Here is a 16,022-nt window from a genome sequence, read left to right on the forward strand (position 1 = left end):
TTAAAGGGGAAATGGAGCTGTGGTTCAAAAAAGAGTTCAGGTTTCATTAAAAAACGGTTTACAAGCACGTCCGGCTGCGTTGTTTGTACAAGAGGCCAATCGCTTTCATGCAGATATTTTCATCGAAAAAGATGGGAAGACAGTAAATGCAAAGAGCATAATGGGGATTATGAGCTTAGCAATTGGAACTGGTAGCATGATAACAATTACAACAGAAGGTTCAGATGCAGAAGAGGCTTTAGAGGCACTAGCTGCATATGTACAATAAGAAGCTATCGCGCATGTGCGATAGCTTTTTTGTTGTTTGGGGCTTGTTGGTGGGGGTATGTGGGATGTGCGTTCTTGTCGAGAATTGTCGGTAAGTCGATAAGTTGTGTCGAAACGTCGATATATTAAAAAAATCGCCGATATAATTGGAGTTACGGTCGATATATTTGAAAAATCGCCGATATATTTCGGTTGATACTAGGTGGGGTATACGGGCGGAGAACAGCATATAAAAAAAGCGCCCTGTTATAGGGCGCTTCCGCTTTTAATCTATCCAGCTCCAGCGGTTGTTTCGCTTTTACATTCGAGGCAAAAAGCGCCTCGGAATCAGGAGCTCCATCGCCCTGCGATTCTGAACGAGCCGCTTTCGCTTTTAGTTATATCCAGCTCCAGCGGCTAGCTCTTCGTGTCTAAGAACCTTCCGCATAAGAAGGCAAAAAGCGCCTTTTATGCGAAAGAACCTTAGCCAGTCAGAGCTGAACGAGCCGCTTCCGCTTTTAAGTATTAACGATTTGTAAAGATCTTATCGATTAAACCGTATTCTAAAGCTTTTTCTGCTGTCATGAAGTTGTCGCGGTCTGTGTCGCGTTGTAGCACTTCAAGTGGTTGACCTGTGCGGTCAGCAAGAATTTGGTTTAGTTTTTCACGTAAGAATAGGATACGTTTAGCAGCGATTTCGATTTCAGTCGCTTGACCTTGTGCACCACCAAGTGGTTGGTGAATCATTACTTCACTGTTTGGAAGTGCATAACGTTTTCCTTTTTCACCTGCTGCAAGTAAGAATGCACCCATAGATGCAGCCATACCGATACAGATTGTTGATACTTGCGGTTTAATAAACTGCATTGTATCGTAAATTGCCATACCTGCTGTGATAGAACCACCAGGGCTATTGATGTAGATGTGAATATCTTTTTCTGGATCTTGAGATTCCAAGAATAAAAGCTGGGAAACGATTGAGTTAGCTACGTTGTCATCAATTGCGCTACCAAGCATAATGATGCGGTCTTTTAATAGTCGAGAGTAAATATCGTAAGCGCGTTCTCCACGATTTGTTTGTTCAATTACTGTAGGAATTAAATTCATCTGTTATTTCCTCCTTCTAAAGCTTTCTTAGTCTTATAATACAATTATGGTCAATAAAGGTCAAACGAAACCACTTTAAATCAAAAAAATATGTAGTTGTACCATGAAATATTCGCTATGTTTTTGAAATTCCCTGCTTATGTATCTTCAACATCATAACCGAATTACATAAATTTAAACGTTATAAAAACTGTAGAAAAAAAGAAAAGAACGCCTTTTGACTGAAGCGTTCTTTCGATATCTATTCTTTTAAAAGATAGGTTACTTTATTTAAAATCTTTTCGATTTGTTTCGCGTTTTTACTATACATTTCGCTTGCTGATTTCGACTTTGTTTCTAAGGAAAATAGTTCAAGATCAGCATGACATTTTTTTAATGATGCTAATAATAAAGGTTTGTTTTGAGGAGAAGGCATTTGTAGTTTGTCATTATAAATGTCGATAGTCAGTTGTCCGTATGAATCAACTTGACCGAGAAAGACATTTTCGATAACAACACCGAGCTTTTCTAGTTCAGCATGTAGCCAAGCGCGGTTATGTCCACTTGCGGATAGCGGTTCATCTAAGACATTGCCATCCATAATAACAGTTTGTGGTTCTTTTTCGTTTGCTACTTTTAAACCGATGTCTTTTGCTGTGAGTGGTTGGCGATCTTTCTTTAATAATACATTTAGTTCTCCGCTCGGTTCTAGTACAGCAAATTCAACATCAGCTACGCTGAAAGCATCTTTTCCACGGAGAAGTTCCAGTAATTCGTCACTTGTATATTTTTCTTTCTTTAAGTTATCTTCGAGTATCTTTCCATCTTTTATTAATACGGTAGATTTCCCTTCAAAGAAGTCTCGAGCTGTTTTGTTCTTTAAAGAAAGGATTCCTGTTAAAAAAGGTACCACAGCGAAAATGAGTATCGCAAAGACGCCGTGAAAAAATTTTGAATCGAGCCCTGTAGATACTTGGGCAGCGATGTCACCGATTGTCATTCCGGCTATGTATTCAAAAAAGGAGAGCTGAGAGATTTGTCTTTTCCCTAACCATTTCGTAATAGCGAATAAAATAATTAATATGAATACAGAGCGAAGAATGACAAGTGTCCATTCCGGCAGGTGAGACATAGTCATTTCCTCCAGTCTACTTAAAACCCTTTATATTGAGGTTCTTCACGTTCTAATACTGAAACTCTATTTTGTAAATCAGCGATGATGCTGTCCATTTCTAACATACATTCATGAAATACACGTTTTGATTCTGCGTCCTGTGAATGTAGTGAAAGGGAGCTTAAACTTGCTTGAGCGCCTCTTACACTAGCAAGGCAGGTTTTGACGCTAGCGATAACTGTCATACGAACACCTTATCCTTTCGGTTTGAATAGCAATGCTCCGATGAAGCCGAAAATAATAGCTGCGGATACACCGGCGCTTGTTACTTTAAACATGCCGGTAATAACGCCAACGATGCCATGTTTTGCAGCTTCTTCCATTGCGCCGTGAACGAGGGCATTACCAAAGCTTGTAATAGGTACGGTTGCCCCAGCTCCAGCGAAGTCAATTAATGGTTCATACAAATTGAATCCATCTAATATAGCTCCAGCAACAACGAGTGTTGCCATTGTATGAGCGGGTGTTAGCTTGCCGACATCAAACATAAGTTGGCCGATTACACATATGAGTCCGCCAATGACGAAAGCCCAGAAAAAAATCATTGCGTTGCACCTCCGAATTCAATTGAAACGGCGTGAGCGATGCACGGAATCGTTTCTTCTTGTTGGAATGTAAGTGGAGATAGTAAAGCGCCTGTCGCAACGACAAGTATTTTTTTGAACTCTCCTCTTTTCATTCTGTTTAATAAATGACCGTACACGACTGTTGCGGAACACCCTGGTCCACTAGCACCAGCTATGACAGGTTGCCCTTCTCTATAAATGAGCAGCCCGCAATCTTGAAACTGTTCGCTCGTTACTTTCGTTCCGTGTTTATGTAATAGGTCATAAGCAATTTCACGTCCTACATGTCCGAGGTCACCGGTTACGATTAAATCGTAGTAAGAGGCGTCAATTTGGCGTTCGCGTAGGTGGGCCTCAATTGTATCGACGGCGGCTGGAGCCATTGCGCCTCCCATATTAAACGGATCTGTTAATCCCATATCAACCACTTTTCCGATTGTGGCTGATGTTACCCTAGGGCCGTTTCCAGTATCGCTTAAAATAGCGGCTCCTGCACCGGTTACTGTCCACTGCGCGGTAGGTGGCTTTTGTCCACCATATTCAGTAGGGTAGCGGAACTGTTTTTCTACAGCGGTGTTATGGCTTGATGCCCCAGTTAATAAATATTTTGCGCCTTTTGCATTTACGATACTCGCCCCAAGTGCTAAACCTTCCATAGAAGTAGAACAAGCGCCGAATAGTCCGAGATAAGGAGTGCCCAGTGTACGGCAAGCAAAGCTTGTAGGGGTAATTTGATTAATTAAATCTCCTGCGAGTACAAATTGGATATCGTCTTTACGAAGTTCTGCTTTTTCAGTGGCGCGGCTACAAGCTTCTTCGAACAAAATTTTATGTGCTTTTTCATAGGAATCTTGTCCGAGCCATAAATCTTCATGAAGGATATCGAAGTCTTCGGGGATTTTTCCTTTTGCTTCAAACGGCCCGCCGACGACGCCTGTCGAAATAATAACTGGTTTGTTTTCAAATACCCACGTTCGGTGTCCTTGTAACATTTATAGCCCTCCCCATTGAACGAGAATCGTTTTAATAAGTGCGATGACGAAAGCTGAAAATACACCAAATAAAATAACAGAACCAGCTAATTTGAACATGTTACCGCCAACGCCAAGGACAAACCCTTCCGTCCGGTGCTCGATACATGCGGCGACAACAGAGTTACCAAATCCAGTGACAGGTACAGCTGTCCCAGCACCTGCAAATTGACCGAGACGATCATATACGCCGAACCCAGTTAGTAACATCGAGATGAAAATAAGAGTTGCTACTGTTGGATTCCCTGCTGAGCGTTCAGTGAAATCGAAATACGTAATATAAAAAGTAGAAATGAGTTGCCCAATTAGGCAAATGAAACCACCAACGAAAAAGGCTTTTATACAGTTTTTTAAGACAGGACGCTTCGGTTCGCGTTCTTGCTCGAATTTTTTATATTCCTGTTGCACAGGGGTTAAGTTTTTATCTTTACTAGACATTGCAAACCTTCCTTTTCTTTTAAAAAGCGTTAAGTGTTAGATTCCATTTTTTTACCAATGAATTTTAATTGTTTATTAATTTCATCTTTAGATACTTTCTTTTCCTTAATTTTTCTTTCAAGCTTTTCAAGTAACATAAAGATTTTTTTATCTGTACTTACACGAACATCGAAAGTGGGGTGCTCATCACTTAGCTGCTTTTGGAGCTTCTTACGGAGAGGTTTTAATCCAAATCTTTCGTGATGCTCCGGTATAACTGCTATGTAGAGATCTAAATTTGAATTTACTGCCGCGCTTTTTATAATCCCATCCATAGCGAGAGCCCTTTTCTTCGCTCCTTGTGATATAGATTGATTAAAGGATTCCGTACTCGTCTTTGTTAACTTTGGACCTTTTTCTTTCTCCGTTCGTTTTGCTTCTTCTTTCACTTTTTTATCTAAAGGACTATTATCACATCCGGTAAAAGAGCTAAATAGAAGGGCAAATAATGCGGTTATGAGGCCGAGTTTTCGCATAATTATCATTCCATTTCTATTGCAATATGTAATGTGATAGAAAAAGGATGACTGCATATCATCCTTTTTCTATTTCACAGCATGACGAATCCGTTATTGCTGTGAGTATTGTGGTTCTTCTTGTTGGATTTCTTCAACACGTGGGTTTAAAGAATCGATAATCGTTTGAATTTGCTGCGCAGCTGTTTGGAAAAGTTGCTTAGCTTGTTGGTTATCCGTATCAAGAGCGAATCCCTCTAAGCTAGCTTGTGCACTTTTTAATCCAGAAACAGTTTGCTTTAATTTTGTAATTACAGTCATTGAATGAAGCCCCCTTTGGAATATCAATTCAAAGATTATAATTTGTGAGTTGGGTTGAATTTATGATTGGAAAATTTAGGGGTGAGTGCTTTGTTAATATACTCATAACTAAGCGGCATAAAGGATTACGGGGATATTTTTATTGATTTAGATGGATTTTATTGCTATTATTATGAGAAGAAAATGAAGTGTTTTCTATTATCATGCGCCCATAGCTCAGTCGGATAGAGCGGTGGTTTCCGGTACCACGTCTTATATGACAAAGGAAACCAAATGTGCTTTAGGGTGCGGTATAAAGCTGTTTGTCGGAGTTTTTAACGCTTAACTTGAGCGGGAACAAACCGCAAACGTCCTACGTAGGCATTAGCGAATTATTGTCGCATAGTAAAAAGGTGCTACGTGTAACCAAATGAAGATAATGATAGTACATATGCGGAGAGCTTCCGTCTGAAATTCGTTTCAGATAGGGGGCTCTTTTTTTATTATGTCTAAAAGTATACGAGTAGTAAAAAGACGAAGAGAAGTAGTTGATTTTATTGGTACTGCGGAAGCACTAGACACAGAAGCGGCGATAGCGATTGCTGCGCAGGCATTCCGAGCAGAGGGGTTTAGAAAGCGTACTATAGATGACTACAGTAAGCTATTCCGTTACTTCATGCGAGAATTGAATATTGAGAAAGTCGAGATCATCACAGCGGCACATGTACAGATGTATATTAATAAGCTGCTCAATCGAGAGTTAGCACCTGCTACTGTAAATATTCGTATATCAGCATTGAAGTCAGTCTTTAAGCGATTGAATGAGCAGGGCTACATTAAAAGCAATCCTGCTGAAGACTTTGTAAAATTACGTACTGATGAAGCACCGATTTTTACGCTAAATAACGATCAAATAAAGCGCCTTTTTCGTGTGGTAGATAAGACGACCTACGCAGGCTATAGGGATTACTGCGCCATGCTGCTTATGTTGCACTGTGGGTTACGTGTAAATGAAGTGAATCAGCTAGAAGCCAATGATATAGACTTTGATAATCTTACGATCATGTTGTCAGGGGCTAAGAATGAGAATCGTAAAACTAGAGCTGTTCCTATGACAAAGAAGGTTGCAGAAGAGCTACGAATGCTTATAGATGAAAGTCGAGAATACTTTGAAGATGTCTCAAACGTCTTTCTCACGCAGGAAGGTAATGTGATAGATAATGACTTATTGCGTAAACGTATGTACCGCTATGGTACGTTATCAGGGCTTTTAAAGGAATGCCGCCCATCACCTCACAGTTTGCGTCACACATTCGCTACAAGTTTTTTAAGGAACGGTGGCAGTGTTAACGCATTAATGCGAATTATGGGACATGCAGACATCACGACAACTATGCGATATGTCCGATTGAACGACGAGGCAGTAAAAGAGCAATACGAAAAAGTAGCCGCTAAGAACGACTACGGAATATAGAGATAAATAAAAAGTCCCCAGCGCCAACTGGGAGACTCAAAACAAACCGTTTGCTATCCAATAATTAAATACTAGACAGCCGTTAGCTTCATTCTATCGAAAAAAATCGAAGGGTGCAAGTTGTCTTTATTGATGCCTTTTTTAGGCATTTACGGTAAGTCACGACGTGGAAGCCCGTACCAAGTCGCTAAATTAAAAACGTAAAAGGGGAGCTAGACCGCTGCAAACACTAGCGCTACACATTTAACGCATAAACCCTATCTATGTGTGTGTAGGTCTAGGTGGGTGACGCACATAATCGGTCAGGGTGGAAGTGCTTTGCTATTAAGGTAGCAGGGACGCACAACTCATTGATGGCTGGGAAGCACTGGGCGGAGAGTTTGCGTGAGAGAAATCTCAAAAGCTGATAGGGACGACGATCTAAACCTAATCCGACACGAAACGAGGATGTATATAAACTTTGAAGGCGTGCTTTTCCTCTTATGTTCTCGACTAGATTTTTTAGTCTTGAATGTAGGGGAAAAGCACGCCTTCTTCCCTTTCCTCCACTCACTTCGGATGTATCAAACCCCAAGTCCTCCAGTCAAGCGTAATAGCCTAAATAGTAGGGGACGGAAGACAGTTGAAACTCCTAGTAACATCCTAAACAAACTTAATGAAAAACACTCTAGTATAGCGGGTTGAGTGAAGTTTTAGAATGGTATTTAATGGGGAGGGGAAACGACTCTTTGAAAGAAAGGAACATGGATTGCAATGAATTTAAACGAACAAGAACACAAACGACAACTAAGGGAAAAAGCTAATGGACGGGTGGAAGCTTCCCGATTGAGGAAGAAAGGTCATATAGTTAAATCTCCCGAGCAACAAGAAGCGCACCGAAAATATGCAGAAAGGAAAGCTGCGATGGAACTAGAAGGGGACACAGACAAGCGCCATTACTCAGTGCAGTTGTGTGAATCTCACTTTAATACGAAAGTATCTCCAAAGGTGAAGGGGTTGTTATTTGTATTATCTACCTTACTAGAAACTAAGTCAGGCGGGAAAATAGTAGATAGGAAGTATCGTAACCTGAGTATTGAGGAAATAGCCGAAAAGCTAGGGAAGACACCTAATACTTTAAGACCAGTGATTCGGGAAGCCGTCGAAGTGGGGCTACTGAAAGAAGAGTCCGAGGGGCAAGGTCATGCGAATCATTACACACTCTCAAAAGACATATATCAGTCAGGCTCATTAGATCGAAGGGTGAACAACTTTACAAAGGTAATACATGCAAGTGTACAAGAAGTTTCCAAACAAATGAGTTTAGAGACATTGGGATATTTGAGCGATGTAATAAACTTTATACATCCAAAGTTGCATATACTAGTTCTAGACCCTCTAGAGCCTCGTGACGACTATTTGGAGATACTAGAGCCTAAAGACCTAGAAGTCCTATTCGATATGAAAGAAGGCAAAGGGAACCGTCTAGTCAATGACCTGATAAGCTTGGAAGTCCTCCAAAGGCATGAGCTAGGAGACAGGAAGACACGCTCCAGAGTTAAAGTCCTAATGGCTGACGGGGAGTTTTTCACGAAGTCAACAAAGACGCCTGACATGAACAAAATAAAAAAGGCTGTCTTCTCGACAACCCTAACGAATAAAAACAAAGCTAATTTGTCTAAAACTATTGAAAAGTAAATCCTCGTTTCCTCCTACAGATACGAGACTTAAAGCCTGTCAGTTCCTACGCTGATGGGCTTCTTTTATGTCTACAGATATATTATCATGAGTTATAAGACCACTCAAGCGGATTGACAAAAGTTAATGAAATTGCGGAGGGTACGTGCAAAAAGTTTAAAAAATTGCGGAGGTCTAAAATGCCTTTGATCCTTACTTACTCAAGGGATTCAGCTGTTTTTTATGATTTTGACGTAATATGATATATAAGCTTTAAAGTTAAAAGAATAGCCGAAGGCAAGGGATAAGCCGTCTTCCCTACGGTCATCCATCTGTCAGCCGTTCACTCTGTTCCCGTCAGACTAATAGCGTTGTACTAATCTATATGTAAATGTAAGAAGGACAGTTAGACATGTAACATAGTGTAGTGTCAGGCGTTAGCCTTATCTCTAAAGTATACCAGTGTCTGACAGATAAATACTCTTATATTAAGGCTCTTATAAGCTGAAAGTACACAAAAAGAGAGTCCGACTATTCAGCCTGACCCTCACGCTTGTACCTATAGATTGTTCTCTCGGATATATTCATAATGTTTGCTACTTGCTTAACGGAATTAGACTCTAAAAGCTTCATGCACTCAGCGTAACGGCTAGTAGTAAGAGCTTTTGGGCGTCCTTCCTTATAGTTCGGATTGTTTGCCTTAGCGTGTTCCTTGCCTTCTTGAGTTCTCTCATAGATCATAGATCGCTCCATTTCTGCGACAGCCAGAAGCGTAGTTAGGAAGAATCTACCCATTGGAGTATCTTCAAGAAGTCCAACATTTAGTACGTGAACGCTGACACCTTTCGAGAATAGCTCCTCTACAATTTGAATTCCCTCTTTTGTATTCCTTGCCAGACGGTCAAGCTTGGTTACTATAAGTGTATCTCCTTCTTTCAATACATTTAGTACTCTCTGAAGTTCAGGGCGGTCAGAGGTAGCTCCTGTAAATTTCTCTGAGTAAATCTCAGTTGCTCCTTTGTTTGTAAGCTCTTCAATCTGTACTGACAGGTCTTGTCCCTTAGAGGATACACGAGCATATCCGAATACTGTCATTTGTCATCTCTCCTTTTGTCAGTAAGTTTTGTCATGCTAACAAGGTTGATTCTATCACTCTGAAATCATACTGTCAAATCTGTTGAGTTTTGTCATAGTGACAAGTAGCATCTCTGTATATCAGACGGGAAGCCTATCCTATAAGTCTAAAGCTGATACATATATCCACGAGCTGATAACTATAATGTATCGCTTACGTGATAACACATATAGTATAACTTCATACAGTCACCATAGGAGATACCACCGACAACATACTCATGGAGCTCCACGCACTTGACGGAAGCCGATGTAGAGGAGGTTGGAGGGTCTTATTAACAAAGGAGACACTGATGCGCCTCTCAACAAGAGGGCGACGGATGAGCGGATGGAATCTTAGATGAGTCTGTCCAGCGGACTTATTGATCTGTGCGTTCACGACCTTCATTGCCTTTGAAGATGATAGGAGCGATTGCGGGAAAGGTTGGAGAAGTGATGAGGAAGTCGGGAAAGAAAAAAGAATTTGTGGGAGATTCGAGAAAAACTTTTGAAAATATCGCAAAAAGAAATAAAAAATTCGCTGAATCTTATTTGATCGATTTGCTGACGGGAAATTCTTTGGAGAAGCGAAGAAGAAAAAACTTCGGGGAAGGTGCAGGGGGTGCGATCAAATCGACAAGCCTTCCGACCCTCCACTACCAACATATAGAATATTCCTTAACGTGTTTGGCGGATTTCTCCTGAAATTTTCTCCTATATGTGTTTAGGATATTGACGTGAGTGTATACTTAATGATAAAATTCAAAGTTTGTATAAAAAGTTGACTTTTCTTGTCATAAATGCTATAATTTAGGTAGTGATTGAGATTCAGGAGAATCTACCGGTCGCTATAAAGATTCAGAGCTACCTTAGAGGTTATTATGGAAGTAGTAGTAACTTGTAAGGTAGTGCGGAAACGCTACCGACATCCTTTTTGTAATTTATATAAGCTACAAAAAAACACTTCTAAGGTGTACACGTTCGTATACGCCAAACATTTTCCGTTTCAGTCTCCCTTTCGAGATGTGCGAATACTGATGAGGACTTTATCCACGATTGTACTTATCAGGCTTCCTCATAAGTTAATTCTTTACTCCTATTGAGTTGTCTTATGAGGGAGCTACACCGCACCGTAGCTTCCACCTCTTCTATCTAGACTCCATCTTCGGTCATGTCAACTGTACTCTAGATTTTCAATCAGCTTCCACCTCTTCTATCTAGACTCCATCTTCGGTCATGTCAACTGTACTCTAGATTTTCAATCAGCTTCCACCTATATTTCTTAAAGTTATTTAGATTTCCTCATTCAAAGCCATGCAGATTCATTATTCAGTTCAATGTGTCGTTACTCGGGAGGAGCAACGGAAACTCCTCCTAGTAAGATTCACCCTCGGAGCAATAGCTCCTATTTTTATCCTCTAAACGGACTCTTTAAGTCCACTCCACACACGAAAGGAATTGATATTACTTGAAAGTAAACGTAAATCTACCGGAAACAGATGAGCGCATCAGAAAGCATTTACGCTATCTCATACTCGTCCATATCTTCAACGAAACAGTAAAACTTCCAGATCTTTGCCAACAAAACGGAATACTCCCACGCCAACTATACAGAGCTTTTAAAGGAGAATCCTCTTATCGTAGTCAATCTTCAGTGGCACATACTTTAATCAAAGCATTACCCTATGAAGTACGTGAATCAGACATTGAGCAGGCTAATTATCTTCTAGACCTATTATGTGAATATCTTCTAGCAGCAGATTCTGAGGGTGAAGACAAATGAGTATGGACTACAATGAGCTTATTGAAAGGTCGGCTAATGATGATAGAGACATATCTGTAAGTAGATCACCTAAAGAGCGTGAAATGCTTTACGTTACAGACGTAGAGCCTTACTTGTTGCCGTTAACTCAAAAGCAACTAAAGTTTGTCTATGGACTCTGCGGAAATAATATGAACGTCCCAAAGGCATCAGAAGAGGCGGGTATTACTAGAGATTATGGACATAAGCTCCTTACTAATCCGAATGTCCGCAAAGCTTACACCGCTCTAATGAATCAAAGAAACTTCCATAAAGTGATGGGCTATCAGGAAGTATTAGAGTTTGCTACTTCAGTCGTGCGTGGCGAGATTAAAGACACGACTCTCAACATGAAAACTGGTGAGGCGTTCACTCACGAGCCTTTAGTGAAAGATAGATTCAAATACCTGGAGACATTAATGAAGCATAATCATGTGTTAGCTGATAAACAACTACTCAGCGTTCAAGCTACTGGTAAAACAACCATTATGGTTGATATTGAGGGCATGGAAGATTTCGACTTCAATAGTACGGACAACTTAAATGAACCTGTACGCAAAGACATCACAGACGACATTATTGATATGTAATAAGAAACTACTATGCAAATAGAAATTTAATAGAAAAGGATGATTACATAATGAATTTCAACGACCAACATTTACAAGATTTCTTTAACGAGACTTCACTAGGGCGACGTCTACTCGCCGAAGCGCAAAAATCCCAAGCTGAATTTGATGCTAAATTAAATGAAATCCGTGGGAATATCTCTACTGTACATCAAAACATCGAATACGCTACATATGGAAGACCTGATACGCGTAATGCACAAACGGTTTCTTACTTTAGCGGAAATCCCGTGTTGATCCAAACGGACAACCGATCCAGAGTAATCTCCTATACGCCCATCACGAATGAAAACTGGAAAAGTTTAAATCCTGATGTGCAGCAAGCCGTAAAGAGTTCTAACCCAGTAGCTTACCAACGATTGCTACACGGCAAGTTTACTCTCAACGATGACGATGCTTACTTCTTAAACTTAGCACGTGCAGATGCTAAAATGAACGTAGATGTCTTAAATGCTTACGTTAATATGAAGCAACCTAACGAAAGGGACTACTCAAAGCAATTTGATAGCCCTGAAGATATGGAAAATGGATTGCTTTCTTTCCATAAATGGCACGACTTAATGACAAACGATCAGAACATTGCAGACTTACATGCAGAGCTACGCGCTTATGAGAAGAATTTGAATGAGTCAATCAAAGCTAATGAGATTCTTCCTTTTAACTTAGATTCTATTCAAAGTGGGCAAGACGAAGGGCTAAAAGTGACGGCTGAGTGATTGATCTCCCTGAGACCTTAATCGGGTCTCTTTTTTGTGCCTTTATTATAGAGGAAACTCTCGTCACAAAAAAAGAACTCCAAAAAAGTTTACGAAACCTACTTTACAAGTTTACGAAACTTCTGTAGTATATATCTTGTAAGTTGTTAACAACAAGAAATAAGATGATTAAACGACTCTTTTAAGAAAGGAGTTGATAAGTAGTAATGGAAGATAAACAAACTCGATACCGTGAGAGAGTCGCGAGTCACTGGGGATATGAAGGTCATATCATTGGAGGCGATCTAGTGAGACTATTTAGCTCATTAAAGAGACTTAATAACGGTAACAATGAGGAGCTACTTGAGTTAGTCAGAAAGATGGTTGAACTTCAGAGCAATGGTGAGCCAATCGTACCTAGACAGTTGAAGGATAAGTAATACCATATACGATGAGTAGGCAAGTGGATAAAAACCCGCTTGCTGAAAGTTAATTGGTTTACGAAACCTTATTAGGGAAACTGTTATTGCATACTCGAACGGGGGGCAGGATCTGAAGATTACATCTTTCAAAAACACTGAAAAGGACGGGGAAGCTTAATGTCTCGTAAGTTTAAATCAGCAGAAGAGCAAGTTATGGCTGAAAAAATCTCTGGAAATATCAAAGAGTTAATGCGTCAAAAAAGATACCGTCAAACTGACTTATCAGATAAGACAGGAATAAAACGTTCTACTATGAGTGACTACGTTAATGGAAAGACAATAGTTCCCACGCAAGCTATCAAAAAGATCGCAAAAGCGTTGGGATCGACTGAGGCTCAAATTTTTGGGGATGAGATACATATCACGGAAGTAGATAATCTCGTAGTTGAACTTGAGAGAAAACTGGAAAAGGCTAATCAACGCATAGAAGAACTCGAGGAATACATAAAACAGGGAGCAAAGCTTTTATAAAGAGTTAGGTAGCCTAGATATAGGAACTCCGTAAAGCAAAAAAATCGTAAAGGGGATTAAAACTATGCATACATTATCGAGATTGCTAGAAGCGCAAGATCAGGTAAGGGAATTACAAAAAGACGGACTTATGAATGATTACTCATTTGGGGAAATATCCGAATACATAGAGGGATTGATTGAGGACGTTTATGAAGAAGAGAAGGAAGCTCACAAGTTAGGTGTCAGTCTAAGTAACGCCTAAAAGGTCTCATTCTTTAAGGGGGAGTCTTACGGGATGTATGTTACTTTCTGGGATCTATCCTGTATATCCCTATGTAAGGGATGACATGACAAGGAGGAAGGTAATATGAAGAATGAACAGTATGAAAGTACACTACTAAAGCTTAAAGGAGTTGAGCCGATAACTACCGCAGAGTTAATGAAGAAGTTTGGTATCGAAAAGGAAAGCTTCTTTGCAATCCGTGAAGAAGAGGTGAATTTCTTCAAAGATGATGTCATCAAAGGTGAATGGTTGAAACATCCTTTCTATGAAGGTTACTGGGGCAGTAGCATGGGGAGAGTCTTCCGTGAAGCTTATGAGAGAAAAGGAAGAAAGTACAAGACTTCACTATTAGACATAGGTGTTCATAATACTGGTAGAAACGGATACTTGGGCGTACATGTGAACAGGAAAAAGAAATATCTTCACCGCTTTATTATGGAATGTTTCTTACAAGCGGAGATACCTAAAGGTTTCATAGTTGACCATAAGAATAATAATCCTGAAGACAATAGAGCAGATAACCTTCAGTTGCTAACGACTAAGCAAAACAATCGTAAAGGGGTCTTTGAAAATACAGGTCGTACTTGGACAGAAATTTGGGGGATTTTCGAAATGACAAAGAACGGTCATACACTTGAAAACATTGCTTCAATTCGTTATCCTGATGAAGACTTGAATGATGTTATCTCTGAGATTGAAAGTATTCTAGCTTCTAGTGTGCTTCGTAAGATATATAATGATGGATTATCACCAAGTGCAGACCCTTTGGAAGAAGTATTTACACTTTGGGAAGAAATGAAAGTTCGTGGTGAAGTTAAAGTGACGGATAGAAAAGAGTAAGAGATCCACACATTGGTATAACCTTTAGGGAGAAGGCTCTAAAGACTTCATTCTTTGTTATTATTAGGGGATTTAGTCTTTGGAGTCTTTTTTAGATTCTGGTTAAGTTATTCAGCTTCTCTCTCTTTAGCTTCCTTTTCCTTAGCTTCTCTCATCTCAGCTCGAACTATCTTGATAAATGTTTCTGCAAACAATTCAACGTTTAACTCTCCTACAGTTTCTACGATTATATTTCTCTTAACTGTAGTTTTTTGAATCTTTCCGTCTTTTCTTTTTTTACTCATATTGAATCACTCCTTTAGGTTTTATTCTAAGTATTGTAGCATTTGATATGGAGAATGGACTTGAGAAAGATTTGCCTTGACGGTAGTAAGTGCAAGTATTCAACGAGGAAGAAAAAGGAAATGAAATGGCTATGAAGGAAATAATATTATTGCACTTAATGCGGGAAACAAGCTATAATATCACTATGTAAAACAGAGAACTCCATCGTTTAGGGGTTCGTGTCCTACGTTAAACTTTCGGTAAAAACAAATCGAGACAAGACGGAGGCAAACCGTTGATATTATCATACTCTTCATGCGCCCATAGCTCAGTCGGATAGAGCGGTGGTTTCCGGTACCACGTCTGCCGGGGGTTCGAATCCCTCTGGGCGCGTTATAAATAGTAAATTTACAATACCCCTTGTATGTGATTAGAAATAATCGTGTATAGGGGTTTTGTTATGAAAAGAATTAAAAGGCGTGCTGTTGGAAAGAGACGTGATGTTGATCAGATATTATTCTATATAAGCCGTCTATCACTGTTAATAGGGCTTTAGAACTTATTTAGCTGAAGGGTACAGAGAACGGACTATAAGCGATTATAGAATGTTTTGGGCGGAGTTTATTAAGACAATTGACCGCCAGTTAATTACAGATGTTACGAAAGAGGGTATAAGGAAGTATGTGAATCATCTGTTAAAAGAAAGAGAGTTATCACCTGTTAGGGCGATTTTTAACCGTTTGGAAAAAGAAATGGTTATCGAAAATAATCCCGTTATGGGAGTTAGAAAGATAAAGGTAGATGAACAAAAGATATACACATTAACAGACAATCAAATAAAGCAACGATTTGCGATGATCGATAAGACATCCTATGTAGGATATAGAGATTATGTGGCATGGAAGGCGGCTGTTAATTACAGTTGCTTTTTTGTTTATTGAAAGTGAAAGTTAAATCATTGTTTCCTTAAATAGATGTAATATACTTTAATTGTCTT

General features: G+C 39.7%; 22 protein-coding genes and 1 tRNA gene. 13 read left to right on the forward strand and 10 right to left on the reverse strand.

Annotated features, from left to right (window positions below; genetic code table 11):
- Positions 1-19 precede the first annotated feature (19 nt).
- A complete protein-coding gene (locus tag QCI73_RS01835; RefSeq protein WP_000250307.1) occupies positions 20-268 on the forward strand; it encodes an HPr family phosphocarrier protein in 249 nt (82 codons plus the stop codon).
- Between the two features lie 503 nt (positions 269-771).
- On the opposite strand, the gene clpP is transcribed toward QCI73_RS01835, so the two are convergent.
- The 8 genes from clpP to QCI73_RS01875 all read right to left on the reverse strand — a co-directional run bounded on the left by clpP (position 772) and on the right by QCI73_RS01875 (position 5,356).
- Complete coding sequence (gene clpP / locus QCI73_RS01840) at positions 772-1,353, reverse strand: ATP-dependent Clp endopeptidase proteolytic subunit ClpP (RefSeq protein WP_001049162.1); 582 nt, start codon at positions 1,351-1,353, stop codon at positions 772-774.
- 241 nt (positions 1,354-1,594) lie between these two features.
- Positions 1,595-2,464, reverse strand: coding sequence for a DUF421 domain-containing protein (locus tag QCI73_RS01845; RefSeq protein WP_000018909.1), 870 nt, complete (start codon positions 2,462-2,464; stop codon positions 1,595-1,597).
- A 20-nt stretch (positions 2,465-2,484) separates the two neighbouring features.
- On the reverse strand, positions 2,485-2,691 hold the full coding sequence (locus QCI73_RS01850) for a DUF1657 domain-containing protein (protein WP_000215900.1): 207 nt from the start codon (positions 2,689-2,691) through the stop codon (positions 2,485-2,487).
- Between the two features lie 9 nt (positions 2,692-2,700).
- A complete protein-coding gene (gene spoVAE / locus QCI73_RS01855) occupies positions 2,701-3,051 on the reverse strand; it encodes a stage V sporulation protein AE (protein WP_000575919.1) in 351 nt (116 codons plus the stop codon).
- Entirely contained in the window at positions 3,048-4,064 is a 1,017-nt protein-coding gene (gene spoVAD, locus QCI73_RS01860; RefSeq protein ID WP_000938956.1) for a stage V sporulation protein AD, read from the reverse strand. The genes spoVAE and spoVAD overlap by 4 nt, the downstream gene beginning before the upstream one ends.
- Positions 4,065-4,541: a stage V sporulation protein AC gene (gene spoVAC, locus QCI73_RS01865; protein WP_000095407.1), complete on the reverse strand. Its 477-nt coding sequence runs from the start codon at positions 4,539-4,541 to the stop codon at positions 4,065-4,067.
- 29 nt (positions 4,542-4,570) lie between these two features.
- A complete protein-coding gene (locus QCI73_RS01870; RefSeq protein WP_353822414.1) occupies positions 4,571-5,056 on the reverse strand; it encodes a YhcN/YlaJ family sporulation lipoprotein in 486 nt (161 codons plus the stop codon).
- A 93-nt stretch (positions 5,057-5,149) separates the two neighbouring features.
- Positions 5,150-5,356 (reverse strand): DUF1657 domain-containing protein, encoded by a 207-nt coding sequence (locus tag QCI73_RS01875; RefSeq protein ID WP_000216161.1) that lies wholly within the window; start codon positions 5,354-5,356, stop codon positions 5,150-5,152.
- Positions 5,357-5,840: 484 nt separating this feature from the next.
- Between QCI73_RS01875 and QCI73_RS01880 the strand changes: the two genes are divergently transcribed.
- Positions 5,841-6,809 (forward strand): tyrosine-type recombinase/integrase, encoded by a 969-nt coding sequence (locus QCI73_RS01880; RefSeq protein ID WP_353822415.1) that lies wholly within the window; start codon positions 5,841-5,843, stop codon positions 6,807-6,809.
- A 753-nt stretch (positions 6,810-7,562) separates the two neighbouring features.
- The gene (locus tag QCI73_RS01885) at positions 7,563-8,486 is read left to right on the forward strand and encodes a hypothetical protein (RefSeq protein ID WP_200730638.1); all 924 of its coding nucleotides are present in this window, start codon (positions 7,563-7,565) and stop codon (positions 8,484-8,486) included.
- A gap of 510 nt (positions 8,487-8,996) precedes the next feature.
- Here the strand turns inward: QCI73_RS01885 and QCI73_RS01890 are convergent.
- On the reverse strand, positions 8,997-9,560 hold the full coding sequence (locus tag QCI73_RS01890; RefSeq protein WP_200730639.1) for a recombinase family protein: 564 nt from the start codon (positions 9,558-9,560) through the stop codon (positions 8,997-8,999).
- 474 nt (positions 9,561-10,034) lie between these two features.
- On the opposite strand from QCI73_RS01890, the gene QCI73_RS01895 reads away from it, so the two are divergent.
- The 8 genes from QCI73_RS01895 to QCI73_RS01930 all read left to right on the forward strand — a co-directional run bounded on the left by QCI73_RS01895 (position 10,035) and on the right by QCI73_RS01930 (position 14,761).
- Positions 10,035-10,283, forward strand: coding sequence for a hypothetical protein (locus QCI73_RS01895; protein WP_353822416.1), 249 nt, complete (start codon positions 10,035-10,037; stop codon positions 10,281-10,283).
- 763 nt (positions 10,284-11,046) lie between these two features.
- Positions 11,047-11,361 carry a hypothetical protein gene (locus QCI73_RS01900; RefSeq protein ID WP_200730641.1) on the forward strand — a complete coding sequence of 105 codons (315 nt, stop codon included), beginning with the start codon at positions 11,047-11,049 and terminating at the stop codon, positions 11,359-11,361.
- Complete coding sequence (locus QCI73_RS01905) at positions 11,358-11,969, forward strand: terminase small subunit (RefSeq protein WP_200730642.1); 612 nt, start codon at positions 11,358-11,360, stop codon at positions 11,967-11,969. The genes QCI73_RS01900 and QCI73_RS01905 overlap by 4 nt, the downstream gene beginning before the upstream one ends.
- A gap of 50 nt (positions 11,970-12,019) precedes the next feature.
- Positions 12,020-12,724, forward strand: a complete 705-nt coding sequence (locus QCI73_RS01910) for a hypothetical protein (protein ID WP_200730643.1) — start codon at positions 12,020-12,022, stop codon at positions 12,722-12,724.
- A 287-nt stretch (positions 12,725-13,011) separates the two neighbouring features.
- Positions 13,012-13,143 carry a hypothetical protein gene (locus tag QCI73_RS01915; RefSeq protein WP_265176817.1) on the forward strand — a complete coding sequence of 44 codons (132 nt, stop codon included), beginning with the start codon at positions 13,012-13,014 and terminating at the stop codon, positions 13,141-13,143.
- Positions 13,144-13,302: 159 nt separating this feature from the next.
- Positions 13,303-13,656: a helix-turn-helix domain-containing protein gene (locus QCI73_RS01920; protein ID WP_200730644.1), complete on the forward strand. Its 354-nt coding sequence runs from the start codon at positions 13,303-13,305 to the stop codon at positions 13,654-13,656.
- Between the two features lie 64 nt (positions 13,657-13,720).
- Positions 13,721-13,900, forward strand: a complete 180-nt coding sequence (locus QCI73_RS01925) for a hypothetical protein (RefSeq protein ID WP_200730645.1) — start codon at positions 13,721-13,723, stop codon at positions 13,898-13,900.
- Between the two features lie 105 nt (positions 13,901-14,005).
- The gene (locus QCI73_RS01930) at positions 14,006-14,761 is read left to right on the forward strand and encodes an HNH endonuclease signature motif containing protein (protein ID WP_200730646.1); all 756 of its coding nucleotides are present in this window, start codon (positions 14,006-14,008) and stop codon (positions 14,759-14,761) included.
- Positions 14,762-14,868: 107 nt separating this feature from the next.
- Here QCI73_RS01930 and QCI73_RS01935 read toward each other — a convergent pair whose 3' ends face one another.
- Positions 14,869-15,045: a hypothetical protein gene (locus QCI73_RS01935; protein WP_200730648.1), complete on the reverse strand. Its 177-nt coding sequence runs from the start codon at positions 15,043-15,045 to the stop codon at positions 14,869-14,871.
- Between the two features lie 297 nt (positions 15,046-15,342).
- On the opposite strand from QCI73_RS01935, the gene QCI73_RS01940 reads away from it, so the two are divergent.
- A tRNA-Arg gene (locus tag QCI73_RS01940) sits at positions 15,343-15,418 on the forward strand.
- 212 nt (positions 15,419-15,630) lie between these two features.
- Complete coding sequence (locus QCI73_RS01945) at positions 15,631-15,966, forward strand: hypothetical protein (protein WP_327922723.1); 336 nt, start codon at positions 15,631-15,633, stop codon at positions 15,964-15,966.
- Positions 15,967-16,022 lie beyond the last annotated feature (56 nt).

The sequence above is a fragment of the Bacillus cereus group sp. MG16 genome, from assembly GCF_040459875.1.
GTDB lineage: Bacteria > Bacillota > Bacilli > Bacillales > Bacillaceae_G > Bacillus_A > Bacillus_A paranthracis.

Excerpts from the sequence above, each read along its gene's own strand:
- QCI73_RS01890 (WP_200730639.1), bottom strand. The coding sequence starts at position 9,560 with ATGACAGTATTCGGATATGCTCGTGTATCCTCTAAGGGACAAGACCTG.
- QCI73_RS01910 (WP_200730643.1), top strand. The coding sequence starts at position 12,020 with ATGAATTTCAACGACCAACATTTACAAGATTTCTTTAACGAGACTTCA.
- QCI73_RS01895 (WP_353822416.1), top strand. The coding sequence starts at position 10,035 with ATGAGGAAGTCGGGAAAGAAAAAAGAATTTGTGGGAGATTCGAGAAAA.
- QCI73_RS01920 (WP_200730644.1), top strand. The coding sequence starts at position 13,303 with ATGTCTCGTAAGTTTAAATCAGCAGAAGAGCAAGTTATGGCTGAAAAA.
- QCI73_RS01930 (WP_200730646.1), top strand. The coding sequence starts at position 14,006 with ATGAAGAATGAACAGTATGAAAGTACACTACTAAAGCTTAAAGGAGTT.
- spoVAC (WP_000095407.1), bottom strand. The coding sequence starts at position 4,541 with ATGTCTAGTAAAGATAAAAACTTAACCCCTGTGCAACAGGAATATAAA.
- QCI73_RS01870 (WP_353822414.1), bottom strand. The coding sequence starts at position 5,056 with ATGCGAAAACTCGGCCTCATAACCGCATTATTTGCCCTTCTATTTAGC.
- spoVAE (WP_000575919.1), bottom strand. The coding sequence starts at position 3,051 with ATGATTTTTTTCTGGGCTTTCGTCATTGGCGGACTCATATGTGTAATC.
- QCI73_RS01875 (WP_000216161.1), bottom strand. The coding sequence starts at position 5,356 with ATGACTGTAATTACAAAATTAAAGCAAACTGTTTCTGGATTAAAAAGT.
- spoVAD (WP_000938956.1), bottom strand. The coding sequence starts at position 4,064 with ATGTTACAAGGACACCGAACGTGGGTATTTGAAAACAAACCAGTTATT.
- QCI73_RS01935 (WP_200730648.1), bottom strand. The coding sequence starts at position 15,045 with ATGAGTAAAAAAAGAAAAGACGGAAAGATTCAAAAAACTACAGTTAAG.
- clpP (WP_001049162.1), bottom strand. The coding sequence starts at position 1,353 with ATGAATTTAATTCCTACAGTAATTGAACAAACAAATCGTGGAGAACGC.
- QCI73_RS01845 (WP_000018909.1), bottom strand. The coding sequence starts at position 2,464 with ATGTCTCACCTGCCGGAATGGACACTTGTCATTCTTCGCTCTGTATTC.
- QCI73_RS01850 (WP_000215900.1), bottom strand. The coding sequence starts at position 2,691 with ATGACAGTTATCGCTAGCGTCAAAACCTGCCTTGCTAGTGTAAGAGGC.
- QCI73_RS01885 (WP_200730638.1), top strand. The coding sequence starts at position 7,563 with ATGAATTTAAACGAACAAGAACACAAACGACAACTAAGGGAAAAAGCT.
- QCI73_RS01905 (WP_200730642.1), top strand. The coding sequence starts at position 11,358 with ATGAGTATGGACTACAATGAGCTTATTGAAAGGTCGGCTAATGATGAT.
- QCI73_RS01945 (WP_327922723.1), top strand. The coding sequence starts at position 15,631 with ATGTTTTGGGCGGAGTTTATTAAGACAATTGACCGCCAGTTAATTACA.
- QCI73_RS01880 (WP_353822415.1), top strand. The coding sequence starts at position 5,841 with ATGTCTAAAAGTATACGAGTAGTAAAAAGACGAAGAGAAGTAGTTGAT.
- QCI73_RS01925 (WP_200730645.1), top strand. The coding sequence starts at position 13,721 with ATGCATACATTATCGAGATTGCTAGAAGCGCAAGATCAGGTAAGGGAA.